The organism is Roseovarius sp. S88 (genome assembly GCF_037023735.1).
GTDB classification, from domain to species: Bacteria; Pseudomonadota; Alphaproteobacteria; order Rhodobacterales; family Rhodobacteraceae; genus Roseovarius; species Roseovarius phycicola.
The window spans coordinates 2,628,050-2,645,787 of record NZ_CP146069.1; the positions used below are offsets into that span (position 1 = coordinate 2,628,050).

Below are 17,738 nucleotides of genomic sequence, written 5' to 3' on the forward strand. Positions count from 1 at the left end.
TTTCTTCCAAGAAAACGGATTAGAAAATACATATTTTCTAATGCGGAATTTTCGTAAATTCCGCCTAACTCAGACACTCTGTTCTGACACAGGTAGCACCGATTTCTTCAAAAGAAATCGTCCCGGAAACTTTTCAAGTTTCCGCCCGCGCCTTCAACCCCGCCGCACGCATCTCGCTCAGGGACTGTCTTGGCATCAAAGCCTCAGCGGACACGTTCAAGTCCAGAACAGCCCCCGTCTCCGACGCCAAAGCCCGCCCAAAGGCCGCCGCAAAGTCTTCGGTCCGCTCTACCCGCTCCGCGTGAAACCCATATGCCTTTGCCAAAGCCGGGAAATCCGGGTTCACCATATCCGTGCCCGACACCCGCTCGGGGAAATGCCGCTCCTGATGGGCGCGGATCGTGCCGTAGATGCCGTTATTGACAATGAGCACAATGGGCTGTGCCCCCGCCTGTGCCGCAGAAGCCAACTCCTGGCAATTCATCTGGAAATCGCCGTCGCCGGCGAAACAGACCACGCACCGCTCCGGGTGCACCACCTTGGCCGCAATCGCGGCTGGCAGGCCATATCCCATGGCCCCTGATTGTGGTGCAAGCAGTTTGGCCTTGGCCCCAAATTGCAGGAATTTATTGGGCCAAACGGCAAAGTTTCCCGCCCCATTGGTCACAATCGCATCCTGAGGCAAAACGCGGCGCAAATATGCGGACACCTGCCCCATATCCACTGGCGAGGGCAGATCGGGCAATTCCAGACTGCTCTCATAGGCCGCACGCGCCTCTGCGCGCCATGCCGCCCAAGCACCGCGCACGGGCTGCACTGCGTCGGCAAAGGCGTTCGGTCCTGCGACCAACCCCAAACGCGGCGCATAAATCTTGCCGATCTCCGACGCATCAGGATGCACATGGATCAACGTCTGACGCGGCTCCGGCACATCAAAGAGCGTGTAGGCGTCCGTCGTCATCTCACCAAAGCGGATATTGACCGCCAGCACCACATCGGCGCAGGCAATCTGATCCTTCACATGCGGCGGCATGCCCACGCCAGCCTCTCCGGCATAGCAGTCGGAATGATTGTCAAACTGATCCTGATAGCGAAAGGCCGCCACCACGGGGATGTCAGAGGCCTCAGCGAAGGCTTGCAGATTTGTGCGGCCTTCTGCCGTCCAGTTGCACCCGCCTGTGATAACCAAAGGGCGCTCTGCGGCCTCCAGCATCACGCGTGCCTGAGCCAATCCGTCTGATGTCGGCGCAGGCTCGGCTATCTCAAACGGCCCGCTCAGCGGAGCCACCTCAGTGAGCGAGGTCAGCATGTCCTCTGGCAGTGCGATCACCACCGGCCCGGGCCGCCCGGACAGCGCCACCGACCACGCCCTTGAGAGGATTTCTGGAATGCGCTCTACCCGGTCAATCTCAACCGCCCATTTGGCCATCGTGCCAAAAACCGCGCGGTAGTCTACCTCTTGGAAGGCCTCGCGGTCCTTCTGATCGGTGCCCACCTGCCCCACAAAGAGCAACATCGGCGCGCTGTCCTGTCGGGCGGTATGCACGCCGATTGAGGCATTCGTCGCCCCCGGCCCGCGCGTCACCAGACAAATACCCGGGCTGCCCGTGAGCTTGCCATAAGCCGCCGCCATAAACGCCGCGCCGCCCTCATTGCGGCACAGCACGAAATCAAGCTGACCTTGCGTGTCATAAAGCGCATCCAGAACTGCCAGATAGCTCTCGCCCGGCACACCAAAACTCTTGCTCGCGCCCAAAGCCACCAGGCTTTCGACCAGAAGCTGACCTCCGTTGCGCATGACCACGGTCCTCAAAGTGACAGTTGCGGCACCCTAGACCGGGGCGGACGCGATCTTCAACCGCCGTTTCGCTGCGGCCATTCCTTGGGCCGTGTCCTCTCCAGCTCGGGCGGGATCGGAATGTACTCGTCAGTATCCCCGGGCGGAAGGTTGAACGGCCCGCTGTCCCAATCAGCGGCATTCCAGGCCTCTTTGGCTTCCTCGATCCGGTCCTTGGATGACGACACAAAGTTCCACCAGATATAGCGCGGCTCATTAAGTGTCTCACCGCCCAGCGCCATCAGCCGCGCGCCCTGCGCCCCTGCTTTGACACTGATCCTGTCACCGGGTCGAAACACCATCATGCGCCCGGCCTCAAACACGTCTCCTGCCACCTCAATGCTGCCTTGGGTGACATAGATGCCGCGGTCCTCATGATCATCCGGCAGCGGAAACTGCGCACCTGGGGCCAGCGTGACATCGGCATAGAAAATCTCGGACTGCATGGTCACAGGGCTTGCCGCGCCCCAGCCTGTGCCAAGGATCAGCTTCGCCTCGGCCCCGCCGTCGGATATCTCCGGCAGCGCCTCTTGCTTGTGATGTTCAAAATCCGGGGCCATATCCTCGCGGTCCTCGGGCAAGGCGACCCAGGTCTGGATGCCAAAGAGCTTGTGACGCGTGGCGCGTGTCTCATCACTGGTGCGCTCAGAATGCGTCACACCACGCCCCGCCAACATCCAGTTGACCTCACCGGGGTAGATCATCTGATGCGTGCCCAGGCTATCGCGATGCTCAAACTCGCCCTGATAGAGATAGGTCACCGTGCCCAGCCCAATATGCGGATGCGGTCGCACATCAATACCGCCATCAGTGATGAACTCCGCCGGGCCCATCTGGTCAAAGAAGATAAAGGGCCCGACCATCTGCCGCTTGGGGCTCGGCAAGGCGCGACGCACCTCAAACCCACCCAGATCACGGGCACGCGGGATGATCAGCGTCTCAAGCTGTCCACTATTCGGACAATCAGGCGAATGTGTCGGGTTCCAGCTCATGTTGCATCTCCTTTCACTTTGGCAGGGCGTTTCAAAAACTCCGTGACGGCACGGTATTCATCCAGGGCAATCTCATGCCCGCCATCATGCACAAGCGTTTCCACCTGCGCGCCTTGTGCATCAAACCAGGTGATCAAACGTTCTGTCACCGACCAGGGGCAAATCGGATCATTGCGACCGGCGGTAAGAAACACTTCCCGCCCTTGCAAACCGTCGACAGGCTCAGGCGCCCAGGGGATCATCGGGTGCATGAGCCCCGCGCGATCAAACAGCTCCGGCCACGCCATGATAACCGAACTCAAAATATTGGCACCATTGGAATAGCCGAACCCGTAGATGGGAGAGGTCGGATGATCATTGGCATGAGCACTTATTAATGCGGCCATGGCTCCGACCCGTTTAGGCAGGTCTTCCATGTCATAGAGCCCCTCGCCCTTGCGCTTGAAAAACCGTGCGGCACCGTTTTCGTCCACATCACCTTTTGGTGCGACAATGCCCGCCGACGGGTCAATGCGCCGCGCAAAGGAAAAGAACTGCGCCTCATCCCCACCGGTCCCGTGAAAGGCAAAGATCAGGGGGGCACCGGGTTTGGGCGGATGTGCCAAGTGATGATAGCTGTGCTTCGACATCTTTATCCATCCACAATCGGCGGCAAATGCGCCTCGATCTTGTCCCGCAGCGGCTCATAGCGCGTGGGCAATTTCAGGGCCTGACCCAGGTTGGCGGTATCCTCATCCCGGTCAAAGCCCGGTTCATCGGTGGCGACCTCGAACAAGACGCCACCGGGTGTGCGGAAATAAATGGCCCAGAAGTAATCGCGGTCAATCACAGGGGTTACCTGATAGCCCGTATCGAGGAGCTTTTCGCGCACGGCGAGCTGCACGGCGCGGTCTTCCACGGCAAAGGCGATGTGATGGACAGAGCCTGCGCCCTGATCCGCGGGGTTCGCACCGGGCAATTCCTGCAGATCAATCGTGTCCGCCGCATTGCCACCCTCGATGACAAAGCGGGTCAGGTCGCCTTCAGTGTCGACCCTTTGATACCCCATGAAGCCCAGCAACTCTGCGGTCGCCGCACTTTCCTGCAACGCGAACCGCGCGCCATGAAAACCAAGGATACCCGCATCCTCGGGCACATCCGCTCCGGTCCAGGGGGTGCGCCCACGCGGATCGGTTTCCACCAGAGCAAAGCCGTCCCCATCTGGGCCATCAAAGCTCAGACGGGTCTCTCCAAAAGCCGTGCTCTCTTCCAGCCCGATCACCTCTGCCGCCACGAGGCGTTTGGACCAATAAGGCAACGCCCCATGCGGGACGGCAAATTCCGTCACGCCGACCTCGCCCACACCGCGCCGTCCCCGTGGCATCGCGCCAAAAGGAAAGGTCGTCATGACCGAGCCGGGCGTGCCGGTCTCATCACCGAAATAGAGGTGATAGACCTCCGGCGCATCGAAATTGACGGTCTTCTTGATCCGCCGCAGGCCAAGGATTTGCGTGAAAAACGCATTGTTCTGATTGGCATCGCCCGCCATCGAGGTGACGTGATGCAGGCCCTTGATCTCTTTGATCATGACGTCCTCCTGAAAAGGGGGCATGTGTTCGGAGGACAGGTAAAGTGTTTTGGTGGATAGGTATATACGCACAGATATAGGGGTTTTGTGCGGATGCGCACATTGTTGTTGTAGGGTGGGGTTTCACCTCACCATGTGCGAGGCCTGAAAAGGCGGGGTGAAACCCCGCCCTACGTCACTAAATATCTCACAAATGCAGGGTGAGCATTCTGCCCGCTATCGCGGGGCTACCCTTTCGCCCTGTTCCGCTCCAGCTGTTTGTCCACCGTCGCCACCGTCGCCTCCACCTCCGGATGGCTCATACCAGCACTCTTCGAGATCTGCTGCACCAGACGGTCCACGCGTTCAATCTGAGTGGCCCCTGCGGCAATCGCGCGGGCCGCCGAGGATGGTTTGAGCAGGTTCTGCGCCGCATTCGCGTATTTCTCGAACGGCACCATGTCGGCGGCATCGGCCCCGAGGCTTTCCGCCAGTTTCACCACATAGGCATAGACATCCGCCGACATCTCCGGGTCGCTGTGCACCGCGTCCTTGATCGCGCGCGGCGCTCCCTCGGTGATGCAGCGGTAATTGCCGGTGAGCAGCATGGACCACTTGGCCAGCGGCACGAAAAGCGAGTCGAACGCCTTCAGCTTCACCGGCACATCCTTGCCCTCAATCGTCACACCCGCAATATCGGCCTCCAGAGTATCAAGGATCGCGTTATGCCTGGCATCGGGAAAGCGTGCGGCCTTGAAGTTCGTGGGCAAGCCGACATGCAGCACATTGGCCTTTTCCTCTGGCGGGCGGAAGGCCTGCGGGTCGGGGCTGCAGAGCGTGACAAGATCGGGATTGAACCCATCCCAGACCTCAGGATCGGCAAAGGCGGCTGTGAGGTCCGCGTCCTTCAGTTGTGGAATGCGCTTCAGATAGGGCAAAGGCGGCATGTTCATGATCGACAGGCACGGCTTGCCAGAGGCCGCCACGCGTCCCATCAGCTCTTTGAGCACGGGCGTGCTATATTGCGGCTCCTGCATCGCGAGACCGATCATGTCATAGGCGTTGGGATCTGCATTTTCGGGCGTCACCGCACCCACCTTGCCGGCCAAGCCCTTGGAAAAGATTGAGCGGTGATCCTCTTCGCCTTTGAGCTTGATGCGCACCTCGGTGCCTTCCGAATTGATCAGCGCCGCCGTCGCCTCGCGGCAGACAAGGTCTACATCATGACCGGCCATCGCCATTTTGGTGCCAAGCAAAGAGCCATAAGAGGCTCCGAGGATCAGAATTTTATAGGCCATGTGAGGTCCCCTGATTGTGCTGTGCCGCGTCTTTTGAGACGACGGCATGTGGTGAAAAACTTGTATCTCTGTGCCGCATGTGGTCACAAGCAGCAAAGCGATCAGGGAGGATGCGATGCTGCCCAAGACGATGACGACCGTTGAAATGACCGAACCGGGCGGCCCGGAGGTTCTTACGCTCGGGACGCGCCTCCTGCCCGAGCCGCGCGCCAGTGAAGTTCTGATTAAGGTCACTGCGGCGGGCGTGAACGGCCCGGACCTGGTGCAGCGGCGCGGGCATTACCCGCCGCCTAAGGGCGCATCTGACTTGCTCGGCCTTGAGGTCTCGGGCGAGGTTGTGGGTGTCGGCGCAGATGTGACCGACTGGTCTGAGAACGACGCGATCTGCGGGCTGACCAATGGCGGCGGATATGCCGAATATGTGGCGGTAGACGCCTCGCACTGCCTGCCCCGGCCTGACGGCATGGATGCGGTGGATGCGGCGGGGCTCTGCGAGACGTATTTCACTGTCTGGAGTAATCTCTTTCTCGATCAGAACATCGCCGAAGGCAGCGTCCTTTTGGTCCATGGTGGCGCAGGCGGCATCGGCTCCACTGCCATTCAGCTTGGCCGCGCCAAGGGCATGCGGGTGTTCACAACCTGCACTGGCGATGAGGATATGGCCTATGTCACGGACCTTGGTGCTGAGCGGGCGATTGATTTCCAAACCGAGGATTTCGTGCCTATTCTGCGCGAGGTCGGCGGAGCGAACCTCATCCTCGACATTATCGGCGGCGACTACGTGGCGCGCAACGTCAAGGCGGCGCATGCGGATGCGCGTATTGTGCAGCTGGCCTTCAACGCAGGCTCGCGTATGGAAATTGACCTCATGCCCATCATGCTCAAGCGCCTGACCTATACCGGCTCGACCCTGCGCTCGCGTCCTGAGGCGTTCAAGACGCGTGTGGCCGCCGATTTGCGCAAACATGTCTGGCCGCGGCTGAGTAAAGGCGAGATTGGCACACATACCCATCAGGTCTTTCCCTTCAGCCAGGCCGCTGAGGCGCATCGCATGATGGAAGCGGCACAGCATCGTGGGAAAATCCTGTTGACGCCATAAGCCCAGCGCGGTTGGAAAATTGCAATTTTCCAGATTGGAATTTTGCAAAATTCCAATCCCTCATGTGCCCGCCCCGGCTTTGCGTTTGCGCATGTATTTCAAGACCAGCGGATAGGACATCAGCGCGAAGGCAAGGATCAGACAGGTGAGCGAGATCGGTCTCTCAAAGAAGGTCATCACATCCCCCTGGCTGCCGATCAGGGATTGCCGCATCGACCGTTCCGCCAATGGCCCCAGAACGATAGCCAGCACGGCAGGTGCCACAGGGTAGTTGAGCTTGCGCATCAGATATCCCACGACGCCAATCAGCAGCATGATCCAGGTGTCAAACATCCGGTCCGTGGTGGCATAGACCCCCAGCACACAGAGCACGAAGATAATCGGCGTCAGGATGCTGAAGGGCATGGCCAGCACGCGGATGAAAAGCGGAATCATCGCGATGTTGAGCAGCACCGTGACAAAGTTCGCCACGTACATCGACCCAATGAGACCCCAGACGAAATCAGGGCTTTCGGTAAAGAGCAGCGGCCCGGGGCGCAGGCCCCAGATGACCATGCCACCCAGAAGGATCGCCGTGGTAGGTGAGCCCGGAATGCCCAGCGTGATCATCGGCAGCATGGAGCCCGTTGAGGCCGCGTTATTGGCGGCCTCTGGTGCTGCAACACCCGCGATATTGCCCTTGCCATAGCTGTCGGGATCCTTGGAGAAGGTCTTGGACAACCCGTAGGACATGAGTGAAGCCGGTGTGGCCCCGGCTGCGGGTAATGTGCCCACGAAAAAGCCCAGGAACGAGCCCAGCCAGGTGGAATTGATGTAATACTTGATGTCGCCGAAATTGGCCTTGATCCGCGCCCAGGTCACTTTGACCTTGTGCATGGCAATCTGGCCATTGGTGCTTTCCAGCGTCCAGAGCATCTCACCAATGCCGTAGATCCCGATGGCCAGCACCAAGAACCCAATGCCGCGCTGGAATTCGACCATATCAAAGAAAATCAGGCGCGGCTGGCCCGAGATAATGTCAAAGCCCACAGCCGCCAGAACCAGCCCCAGCAGGATCGAGAAGATCGTCTTGGGGATGTCATCCCCGCCAAGGCCAATGAAAGTGGCAAATGCCAGCACCATAAGTGCAAACTCTTCCTGCGGTCCGAACTTGAGGGCGAAAGCCGCCAGCGGTGGTGCGAAAAGCGTGAAAAGAATGACCGACACCGTGCCGCCGATAAATGACGCCACAGCAGCAGCCATGAGCGCCTTGTCCGCCTTGCCCTGTTGCGCCATGGGCCGCCCATCAAAGACCGTGGCCACCGCCGTAGAGGCCCCGGGTATGCCAAGCGTAATCGAACTGATCGCGCCGCCATACATGGCACCGTAATAGAGAGCGGCCAGAAAGATGATGGCAGCGGTGGGGGGCACCAGAAACGTGATCGGCAAGAGAATGGCCACACCATTGACCGAGCCAAGCCCCGGCATACAGCCCACAAAGAGCCCCGCCAGACATCCGGCGAAAATCATGAAAAGGTTGAGCGGCTCAAACGCTTGCAGAAGACCCGCACCGAGGGATGTAAAGATAATGTCCATCTCGCCGCCCCCTCAATAGAACCATTCGTAGCGCAGGTTATCGATCACAAGGAACCCTTCCTCAAAGATCGGCCAGCCCTTGGGCAGGTATTTGGTCAGCGCCACCTCAAAGAGCAGATAGACAAAAATCGGCGTGCCGATAACCAAAGCGGTCGTCATGGCCCAGCCATGCCGGCCGATGATCCGCACGTAAAAGAACATGAAGAGCACCAGCGCCAGATAGGTGCCAATGATGGTCATCAGCAGCAGAAACGCAAACAGGGCGACGACTGAGACGCCCACGATGAATATCGTTTCCTGCGAAATGTAAGGATCGGTTGAGCGCGATTCCGGCGTCGCCCCCATGAACCACCGCAGGATTGTCGCAAGGGAGGCCAGCGCCATGCCAAGCGACAGCCAGAAGGGCCACATGCCAGCCCCCGGTCCCCGCCCCTCGACCCAGCCAATGGTCAGACCATCCAGATAGACATTGAGCATCAGCCCAAGCGACACCAGCAAGGTCGCAATCCCCATCAAGAGTTCAGCCGTCCGAACCGTCATTCCGTGCTCCGTTCAAAGAAGATCTATCTGCATTAAAGACCACATGACCACACCAGTTGGCAGGCCCGTCGGCTTTCAGATTGTCGAGGGAAACAAGGCCCGCTGAAGCGAGCCTTGTATCAGGTCTTTATTCGCCTGTGATCGCATCTGCGCCGACCTGTTCGATCAGCTTCACATGTGCGTCTTTCTGCGTGGCGTGGAAGTTGGCAAGGTCATCGCCTTTCATCATCGCCTCACAGGTCAGGCCATCGGAGGTGCAGAAATCCTGCCACTCCTGGCTGTCAAAAAGTTCCTGGAAAAGGTTTGTGTACCATTCCACCGCTTCGGGATCCATGCCTGGAGGGCCGTTCACGGACCGCTGCATGTAGTACTCGATGTCCACACCCAGCTCTTTGGCGGTTGGAGTGTCCGGGAAGGCCGCCATGCGCTCGCCGGTGAACTGCACCAGCGGCTTGGAATTGCCCGCGCGGAAGAACTCCATCTGCTCAGACGGGTTGTTCACAGTCGAGTCGATCTGATTGCCCACCAGGTTCTTGGCCACCGTGCCGCCACCCGGGAACGGGATATAGGTCACGTCATATTCAAACGCGGCTTCCATCATCGCGGTCAGAACGCTGTCTTCCTGACCAGATCCCGTGCCGCCGACTTTCCAGTCTAGGCCGGCCTCTTTCACCGCACCGACATAGCTGTCGAGATCAGTGATGTCCTCGCGGTCGGTGTTGACCCACAGCAGGAATGTGTCCATCGCCATCAAGCCAATGGGCGTGAATTGCGTCACGTCGACCCCAAGGTCTTCCTGGATGATCGGTGTGGTGTAAAAACTGTTGAGGGTCATCATCACAGTGTGATTGTCACCCGCCTTGTCCTGCATGTAGCGCAGCGCCTCGGCACCAGACCCACCCGGCTTGTTGATCGGAATAAACGGGCGTGGGCTGAGGTCTTTTTTCTCAATGAGACCTTGCAGCAGGCGCGCGATCTGGTCCGCGCCGCCACCTGTGCCGGCCATGATGATAAATTCAACCGGCTTGCGCGGTTGCCATTCCGCCAGGGCTGCCGGAGCCGTCAAAGCAAGTGCAGCGGCACTTGCCGTTAGTGTTTTCAATAGCGTCATTCGACGTCCTCCCTATTCATTTGACCCTGCGGGCCTCTTTACGCTGTCAAAGCAACGTCAGCGCGGCATTGTATACCTTGGTATTTTTATTGCTTCATCAACGTGTTTAACGAAACAAAAATACCCGCCTGCCGCATAGTTAGCACATATTCCGGTAAGGCAAACTCTTAATGCGCCAAAACAATCGGAATTTCCGCGGCCTCCACCACGGTTTGCGTATTCCCCCCAAAAATCGACTCACGCTCATAGCTGTCGTGGTATGCGCCCATGACCAAAAGGTCGCCGCCTTCTGATGCGCAATGGTCCAAGAGCTTGCGGCCGACATTGCCGTCTTTCTCAAAGCTGTTGATGCGCGCACTGACACCCCGGACATCCAGATAGTTGACCAATTCCTCTGCACTGGTCGCATGTGCGTCCTGCCCGGCCGTCAGGATCGTGACAGCCTCGGCCGCCTCAATAAGTGGCATCGCCATCGCCAGCGCGCGGGTGGCCTCCAGCGATCCGTTCCAGCCTATGCAGACATGCCGCCCCAGATCGGGCGCGACCGCTTCAACCTCAGGACACATCATCACAGGTCTTGCGGACGAAAATAGCGCAGATTTCAGTGTGTTATATCCCAAATTGGTGGATTTATCGGGCTTGGGCACACAGATCAGATCCGCCAGCCGCCCATAGTGCCGCACCGCATCGGCTTGCTTGCCGGTGTATTCCAGAAACGATGTATTTGCCTGACCCCGAGCCGGAAGTTGCACCGGCAAGCCAAACTTTTCGGCCAACGCTGTGAACTCTTCGCGCAGGGTTTCTTCGGTCACATCCGCCATGTTCCTGGACACGTCCTCCAATTGCTTGCGCAGGAAATTGGGGACAACCACGCCATAAGGCATCAGATCCTGCGCCGCCGGGCGGCAATGCACCACCTGAACATGCGCGCCAAAGCGTTTGGCCAGCACGGCGGCGTGGGCAAAGACATTGTCGCCTTTGCCATCACCGCGCACCGGCAATGTGATTTGATGCAACGCGCAGGCCATCCTTTTACTCCGCCGCTGTCTTCTGGGCCTCGCCAACGGCGCCGCTTTCGATGACGGCTTGCAGGGCCTCCCCCTCATAGCCCAGAACGTCGCGCAGGATCTCCACCGTATGCTCGCCCAAAAGCGGTGAACGCGTCACTTCCACCGGGCTGTCACTAAGCTTGATGGGACAGCCGACGCTCGCATAGGTCCCGCGCTCGGGGTGATCCACATCCACAATCGTGCCCGTCGCGCGCAAGCCCTCATCCTCAATGAGTTCCTTGGTCGACAGGATCGGCCCCACGGGGATGTTGAGCGGATTGCAGATGTCCATCACCTCGAACTTGGTCTTGGTCATGGTCCATTCTTCGATTGCGCCAAAGATTTCATTGAGCTTGTCGAGCCGCTCTGGTGGTGTGACATAGCCTTCGGCTGTCTTCCACTCAGGGCGTCCGATCACATCGCACACATTTTCCCACACCGCAGCCTGCGTAATGAAATAGGTATAGGCGTTGGGGTCCGTCTCCCACCCTTTGCATTTGAGAATGCGCCCCGGCTGTCCCCCGCCGGAGTCATTGCCCGCACGCGGTGTGGCCTCACCAAAGGGAATACCCTCGCCAAACTGGCTGTATTCCTTAAGCGGTCCCGCATCGAGCCGTTGCTGATCGCGCAGTTTGACCCTGCAAAGGTTCAGCACCCCGTCCTGCATCGGCGCGAGCACCTTTTGGCCCCGGCCAGTGCGTTCACGCTGGAAAAGTGCCGTCATGATGCCAAGCGCAAGATGAAGCCCCGTGCCGCTGTCGCCGATCTGCGCCCCGGTCACGAGCGGCGGGCCATCCAGAAAGCCGGTGGTCGAGGCGGCCCCGCCCGCGCATTGCGCCACGTTCTCATAGACCTTGCAATCCTCGTATTTACCCGGGCCAAACCCCTTGACCGACGCCATGATGATGCGCGGGTTGATCTCTTGAATCCGTTCCCAGCTGAACCCCATCCGGTCCAAGGCACCCGGCGCAAAGTTCTCGACCAGCACATCGCATTCCTCAATGAGGCGTGTGAGAACTTCCTTGCCGGTCTCGTTCTTGGAATTAAGCTCAATCGACCGCTTGTTGTGGTTGAGCATGGTGAAATAAAGACTGTCCGCCCCCGGCACATCCACCAGCTGCTTGCGCGTGGCATCTCCCACGCCGGGGCGTTCGACCTTGAGCACATCGGCCCCAAACCACGCCAGAAGCTGCGTGCAGGTCGGGCCTGATTGAACATGGGTGAAATCCAGAATTTTGATACCGTCCAACGCCTTCATCGGGCCTCTCCTTTGGAAATGTCAGTCTGTTCTGCCGCGCGCCAGAACTGACGCACATGATCATGCAATCGCATAGAGTGGTCGCGCACCCGATCCGCCGCAAGAGCACCATCGCGCGCCTCCAGCGCTTCGATGATGCCCATGTGATCGACCACGGATTTGGAAACGCGATCCTCTTCGCCCATCGCCCGGCGGCGCACGGCGTGCATATGCACAAAGAGCCCCTCCGCCATCACTCCAAGTAGCTTGCAATGGGAAATGTCCAGAATCCGCTGGTGAAAACGAATGTTGTCATCGGAGTATTCTGCAATCTCAGCCCCGGATTTTGTCAAAGAGTGCTTCGCGGCCATTTCGCGCAAGGACGCGACCTCATCGTCGGTTGCGGCCTCTGCCGCCAACCGGGCCGCCATGCTTTCCAGCGCGGCCCAGGCGACGATCATTTCGAGAATTTCAGTTAACGTCTTGCGCTGAACAAAAATGCCCCGACGGGGTTTGACTACGAGAAGGCCCTCCTGCTCCAATCGGATCAACACCTCGCGCAGCGGCGTGCGGGAGACACCCAACTGGTCTGCAAGACTGCGCTCATCAAGGCGCAGATCGGCATCTTCGGCATAGAGGTCCATGTCCAGAATGGCCCCGCGCATCCGCTCGTAGATGTGGTCCTTGAGCGTGACCGACGTATCTATGGGTTGCAATTTCATGGGCGGCAGTAGAGATCTCTTTTGATTCTGCTATCTGGTATACCAGATGCCAGATCAGAGCAAGGCAAACACCAATGGTTGCCTGTTTTCTTCAAAGAAAACAGCTTGGCAAATTGCAATTTGCCACAATGGAATTTTCCAAAATTCCAGGCCCAGTTTCTTTCAAAGCCCTCCGGGAACTTTTAAAGTTTCCGGGGGCTCAGCTTATTGCGCTGCAACAACGCTTGCATCCGCCGCCTCAACCCGTACGGCGGAATATTTGAACTCGGGGATCTTGCCATAGGGGTCAACCGCCGGGTTGGTCAAAATGTTCGCCGCCGCCTCGACATAGGCAAAGGGCACAAAGACCATATCTGGTGCAATCGCACGATCCGCCCGCGCCATGATCTCAATCGAGCCGCGCTTGGTGGTGATCCGCACCATGCCGCCAGGCTCCACCCCAAGCTGGCGCAAAGTCGAGGGGTGCAGCGAACAGTTGGCCTCAGGCTCCACCGCATCCAAAACCGTGGCACGGCGCGTCATCGACCCGGTATGCCAATGCTCCAACTGCCGCCCAGTGGTCAGCACCATCGGGAAATCAGCATCCGGCAGGTCATCTGGCGGAATCACAGACGCAGGTGTGAAGCGTGCCCTCCCCTCTGGGCGTGGGAAGGCGTCGCCAAACACAACCGACTGGCCAGGGTCTTCTGGTGAGAGCGACGGGTAAGTGACCGCCTCGTTCTCAAGCCGGTCCCAAGTGATGTTGTCGAGACTGCGCATATTCACCGCCATCTCGGCAAAGACCTCAGACGGGTGCGTGTACGTCCAGGGCAAACCGCAGCGCTTGGCCAGTTCGACCTCAATCCACCAATCCTCTTTCGCCTCTCCGGGCGGGGGCACAGCGGGCCGCAGCATCTGAACAGTCCGGTTGGTGTTTGAGACAGTTCCTGACTTTTCATACAAAGCCGATGCTGGCAGGATGACGTCCGCATAGTTGGCCGTCTCGGTTATGAAAATATCCTGCACCACCAGATGATCGAGCTTGGCCAATGCATCCCGTGCATGTTCCACGTCAGGGTCAGACATGGCCGGGTTTTCGCCCAGCACGTACATCGCCTTGATGTGACCCTCATGCACCGCATCCATGATCTCAGTCACGGTGAGGCCTTTTTCATTGCTGAAATCACCCGAGGCCCACACATCCGTAAAGGCAGAGCGCACACCATCATCGGTCACCGACTGATAATCCGGCAGGAACATCGGAATAAGCCCGGCATCAGACGCCCCTTGCACGTTGTTCTGTCCGCGCAGCGGATGCAGACCTGTGCCCGGACGGCCCACATGGCCACACATCAGTGCCAGTGAGATCAGGCAGCGCGAATTGTCTGTGCCATGAATATGCTGGCTAATGCCCATGCCCCAGAAGATCATGCCGGCCTTGGCCGTCGCAAAATCACGGGCGACCGCCCGCAAAGTCTCCGCCGGAATACCGCAAAGCTCTTCCATCTTCTCAGGTGCGAATTGCGCCAGATGCTCTTTCTCGGCCTCCCAGTTTTCGGTGAAGGCTTCGATATATTGCTGATCGTAGAGCCCCTCTTCGACGATCAGATGCATGATCGCGTTGAGCATGGAGACATCGGCCCCGGGTTTGAACTGCAGCATATGCGTGGCGAACCGTCGCAGGCCAACGCCGCGCGGGTCCATCACAATGAGCTTACCACCGCGTTTGGTGAACTGCTTGAAATAGGTCGCCGCAACAGGGTGGTTCTCCACCGGGTTGGCCCCGATGACAATCGCCACATCCGCGTCCTTGATGTCATTGAACCCAGCCGTCACAGCGCCAGAGCCGACATTCTCAATGAGAGCGGCCACAGAGGAGGCATGACACAGCCGCGTGCAATGGTCGACGTTATTATGGCCAAAGCCCTGACGGATAAACTTCTGGAAAAGATACGCCTCTTCATTGGTGCATTTCGCACTGCCGAAGCCCGCCACCTCACGACCGCGTCCCTTCAGACCGCCCGCCGCGACATCCAGTGCTTCATCCCATGACGCTTCGCGGAAGAAGTCCTGCCAGTTATCCGGGTTCACGTTGAGCCCTTTGGCAGGCGCATCCTCACGCCGGATCAGAGGTTTGGTGAGACGGTGCTGGTGGTGGATATAGTCATATCCAAACCGCCCTTTGACACAGAGACGCCCCTCGTTTGCAGGCCCATTTATGCCCTCGACATATTTGATCTTGCCGTCTTTGACCTTCATGCTGATCTGACAACCCACACCGCAGAAGGCACAGACACTTTTGACCTCGTGGTCATAGTCCTTGCTGTCCCCGATCTGCGCATCATCCACCACAGAGGCTGGCATCAGCGCGCCGGTCGGGCAGGCCTGCACGCATTCGCCACAAGCCACGCAGGTGCTTTCTCCCATCGGGTCGGCCTGATCAAACACCGGGTAAGCATCATGCCCCCGGCCCGCCATGCCGATCACGTCATTGACCTGTACCTCGCGGCAAGCGCGCACGCAAAGGCCACATTGAATGCACGCATCGAGGTTCACACTCATCGCCACATGGCTGTCATCCAGCAGTGGAATGCGGTCTTTCTCAAGCTTGGGCAAACGGCTGTCCGAGACGCCGTTCATCTCGGCCATATCCCACAGGTGGCTTGATTTGTCATGCGCCTCAGCGCGCTCCGGCTGATCGGTGACCAGCATCTCAATCACCATCTTGCGCGCAGTTTCTGCCCGCGCGGAATTGGTGGTCACGACCATCCCGTCCGCCGCTTCGCGGATGCAGGAAGCCACCAGCGTGCGCTCGCCCTCCACCTCAACCATACAAGCCCGGCAGTTGCCATCGGGGCGATAGCCCGGCGCGGGTTTGTGGCAGAGATGCGGGATCACGAGACCCCGACCATGCGCCACTTCCCAAATGGTGAGACCCTTCTCGGCGGTGACTTCTTTACCATCGAGTGTGAATTTGACTGTATCGCTCATGGCTTACACCTCCTCCGGGAAATGTTTCATCGTCAGTCTGATCGGGTTCGGGGCCGCCTGACCCAGACCGCAGATGGACGCATCGACCATGGTTTGGCTCAGCTCTTCCAGAAGGCCCTGATCCCATGTGTCCGCCTGCATCAGCTTGACTGCCTTCTCACAGCCCACGCGGCAGGGTGTGCATTGACCACAGCTTTCATCCTCAAAGAATTTCAGCATGTTAATCGCGGCTTCCTTCGCGCTGTCTTGATCAGACAGCACCACAACAGCCGCCGAGCCGATGAAGCTGCCATGCGGTTGCAACGTGTCAAAATCGAGCGGTATGTCGTTCATAGAGCTGGGCAACAGCCCCGAGGACGGTCCACCCGGCTGGTACGCTTTGAATGTGTGACCATCAAGCATACCGCCCGACGCCTCGATGATATCGGTGATCGTTGAGCCTGCAGGCAGCAGATGCACGCCGGGGTTTTTGACACGCCCCGAGACCGAGTAAGAGCGCAACCCGACACGGCCATTTTTCTCAACACCGGACAGGATCTCTTTGCCTTCACGCAAGACACGGGCCACCCAGTAAAGCGTCTCAACATTGTTGACCAAAGTGGGACGATTGAAGATGCCCACTTGGGCGACGAACGGCGGGCGGTGACGCGGCAGACCGCGCTTACCTTCGATGCTTTCAATCATCGCGCTTTCTTCGCCGCAGATATAGGCCCCGGCCCCGCGGCGCAGGTCGATGTATCCCTCAGACACAATGCCGGCGCCTTCCAAAGCTTTGATCTCACGCGCTAAAATATCAAGCACAGCTGGGTATTCGTCACGCATGTAAATAAAACAGGTCTCGGCCTCGACCGCCCAGGCGGCGATCAGCATACCCTCAAGAAAGAGATGCGGTGTGCGTTCGAGATAGTAGCGGTCCTTGAACGTGCCCGGCTCGCCCTCGTCACCGTTCACAGCCAGATACCGCGGCCCGGCCTCGGCGCGCACAAAGCCCCATTTGCGGCCCGAGGGGAAGCCCGCGCCGCCAAGGCCTCGCAAGCCGCTGTCGAGCAACTCTTGCTGGATGGCCTCAAAGTCACCACCGGCGCGAATTTCTTCCAGCTTGGTATAGCCACCAGCCGCCTTGTAGGCTGCAAAATCCTCATACTCCGGCAGATGCGCATGGGTGTCGCCTACCGCAATCGCAGCTTCCACCTTTTCGACCGTCGCATGATCAATATGGTTGTGGCCCAACTCCAGCACCGGGGCTGTGTCGCAGCGGCCCATGCAGGGCGCGCGCAAGACGCGTACATGGGCGGGGTTCATACCGTCTTCCAAAGCGGCTTTGAGTTGCTGCGCACCGGCCAACTCACAGGACAGGGAATCGCACACCCGAATGGTGAGCACTGGTGGCGGGACATCGCCCTCTTTCACCACGTCGAAATGCGCATAGAAGGTGGCAACCTCATAAATCTCAGCCTGCGCGATGCGCAACTCTTCGGCAAGCGCGCGGATGTGAGCGGCTGAGAGATGGCCGTATTTATCTTGAATCAGGTGCAAAAACTCGATCAGCAGATCGCGGCGACGCGGCCTGTCGCCCAGCAGATCACGCACCTCCTGCCAGGCCTGATCCGTCAGTTGACGGCCCTTGGGCGTGTGGCGCCCTTTGCCCTTCCCAGATTTCCAAACGCCGTTGCGATCGTCCAAAGCCATGCGTAATCTCCTGTCTGCCGCGCGGACCGTAACGCAGAGAAATCACAGGCAAAATTCGTATGTTCAAAAGTTA

Annotated in this window: 14 protein-coding genes; 1 reads left to right on the forward strand and 13 read right to left on the reverse strand. The window is 58.9% G+C overall.

Features of this window, described 5'->3' with window-relative positions; genetic code table 11:
* Positions 1-133: 133 nt before the first annotated feature.
* From RZ517_RS13405 to RZ517_RS13425, 5 genes are all read right to left on the reverse strand, one after another.
* On the reverse strand, positions 134-1,798 hold the full coding sequence (locus tag RZ517_RS13405) for a thiamine pyrophosphate-binding protein (protein ID WP_338548694.1): 1,665 nt from the start codon (positions 1,796-1,798) through the stop codon (positions 134-136).
* A 56-nt stretch (positions 1,799-1,854) separates the two neighbouring features.
* Positions 1,855-2,829 (reverse strand): pirin family protein, encoded by a 975-nt coding sequence (locus RZ517_RS13410; RefSeq protein ID WP_338548695.1) that lies wholly within the window; start codon positions 2,827-2,829, stop codon positions 1,855-1,857.
* Positions 2,826-3,458 carry an alpha/beta hydrolase gene (locus RZ517_RS13415; protein WP_338548696.1) on the reverse strand — a complete coding sequence of 211 codons (633 nt, stop codon included), beginning with the start codon at positions 3,456-3,458 and terminating at the stop codon, positions 2,826-2,828. The genes RZ517_RS13410 and RZ517_RS13415 overlap by 4 nt, the downstream gene beginning before the upstream one ends.
* A 2-nt stretch (positions 3,459-3,460) precedes the next feature.
* On the reverse strand, positions 3,461-4,396 hold the full coding sequence (locus RZ517_RS13420) for a ring-cleaving dioxygenase (RefSeq protein WP_338548697.1): 936 nt from the start codon (positions 4,394-4,396) through the stop codon (positions 3,461-3,463).
* A 227-nt stretch (positions 4,397-4,623) separates the two neighbouring features.
* Positions 4,624-5,673 (reverse strand): ketopantoate reductase family protein, encoded by a 1,050-nt coding sequence (locus tag RZ517_RS13425; RefSeq protein ID WP_338548698.1) that lies wholly within the window; start codon positions 5,671-5,673, stop codon positions 4,624-4,626.
* Between the two features lie 115 nt (positions 5,674-5,788).
* Between RZ517_RS13425 and RZ517_RS13430 the strand changes: the two genes are divergently transcribed.
* Positions 5,789-6,772, forward strand: coding sequence for an NAD(P)H-quinone oxidoreductase (locus RZ517_RS13430; protein ID WP_338548699.1), 984 nt, complete (start codon positions 5,789-5,791; stop codon positions 6,770-6,772).
* 60 nt (positions 6,773-6,832) lie between these two features.
* On the opposite strand, the gene RZ517_RS13435 is transcribed toward RZ517_RS13430, so the two are convergent.
* From RZ517_RS13435 to RZ517_RS13470, 8 genes are all read right to left on the reverse strand, one after another.
* Positions 6,833-8,347, reverse strand: a complete 1,515-nt coding sequence (locus RZ517_RS13435; RefSeq protein WP_338548700.1) for a tripartite tricarboxylate transporter permease — start codon at positions 8,345-8,347, stop codon at positions 6,833-6,835.
* Positions 8,348-8,359: 12 nt separating this feature from the next.
* Complete coding sequence (locus RZ517_RS13440; RefSeq protein ID WP_338548701.1) at positions 8,360-8,887, reverse strand: tripartite tricarboxylate transporter TctB family protein; 528 nt, start codon at positions 8,885-8,887, stop codon at positions 8,360-8,362.
* Positions 8,888-9,014: 127 nt separating this feature from the next.
* A complete protein-coding gene (locus RZ517_RS13445; protein ID WP_338548702.1) occupies positions 9,015-9,998 on the reverse strand; it encodes a Bug family tripartite tricarboxylate transporter substrate binding protein in 984 nt (327 codons plus the stop codon).
* 167 nt (positions 9,999-10,165) lie between these two features.
* Positions 10,166-11,026 (reverse strand): universal stress protein, encoded by an 861-nt coding sequence (locus tag RZ517_RS13450; protein ID WP_338548703.1) that lies wholly within the window; start codon positions 11,024-11,026, stop codon positions 10,166-10,168.
* A gap of 4 nt (positions 11,027-11,030) precedes the next feature.
* Positions 11,031-12,305, reverse strand: a complete 1,275-nt coding sequence (gene frc, locus RZ517_RS13455) for a formyl-CoA transferase (RefSeq protein ID WP_338548704.1) — start codon at positions 12,303-12,305, stop codon at positions 11,031-11,033.
* Positions 12,302-13,006 (reverse strand): GntR family transcriptional regulator, encoded by a 705-nt coding sequence (locus RZ517_RS13460; RefSeq protein ID WP_338548705.1) that lies wholly within the window; start codon positions 13,004-13,006, stop codon positions 12,302-12,304. Before RZ517_RS13460 ends, frc begins: the two co-directional genes overlap by 4 nt.
* 204 nt (positions 13,007-13,210) lie before the next feature.
* Positions 13,211-15,976, reverse strand: a complete 2,766-nt coding sequence (gene fdhF, locus RZ517_RS13465; RefSeq protein ID WP_338548706.1) for a formate dehydrogenase subunit alpha — start codon at positions 15,974-15,976, stop codon at positions 13,211-13,213.
* Positions 15,977-15,979: 3 nt separating this feature from the next.
* Entirely contained in the window at positions 15,980-17,665 is a 1,686-nt protein-coding gene (locus tag RZ517_RS13470; protein WP_338548707.1) for an NAD(P)H-dependent oxidoreductase subunit E, read from the reverse strand.
* Between the last annotated feature and the right edge of the window lie 73 nt (positions 17,666-17,738).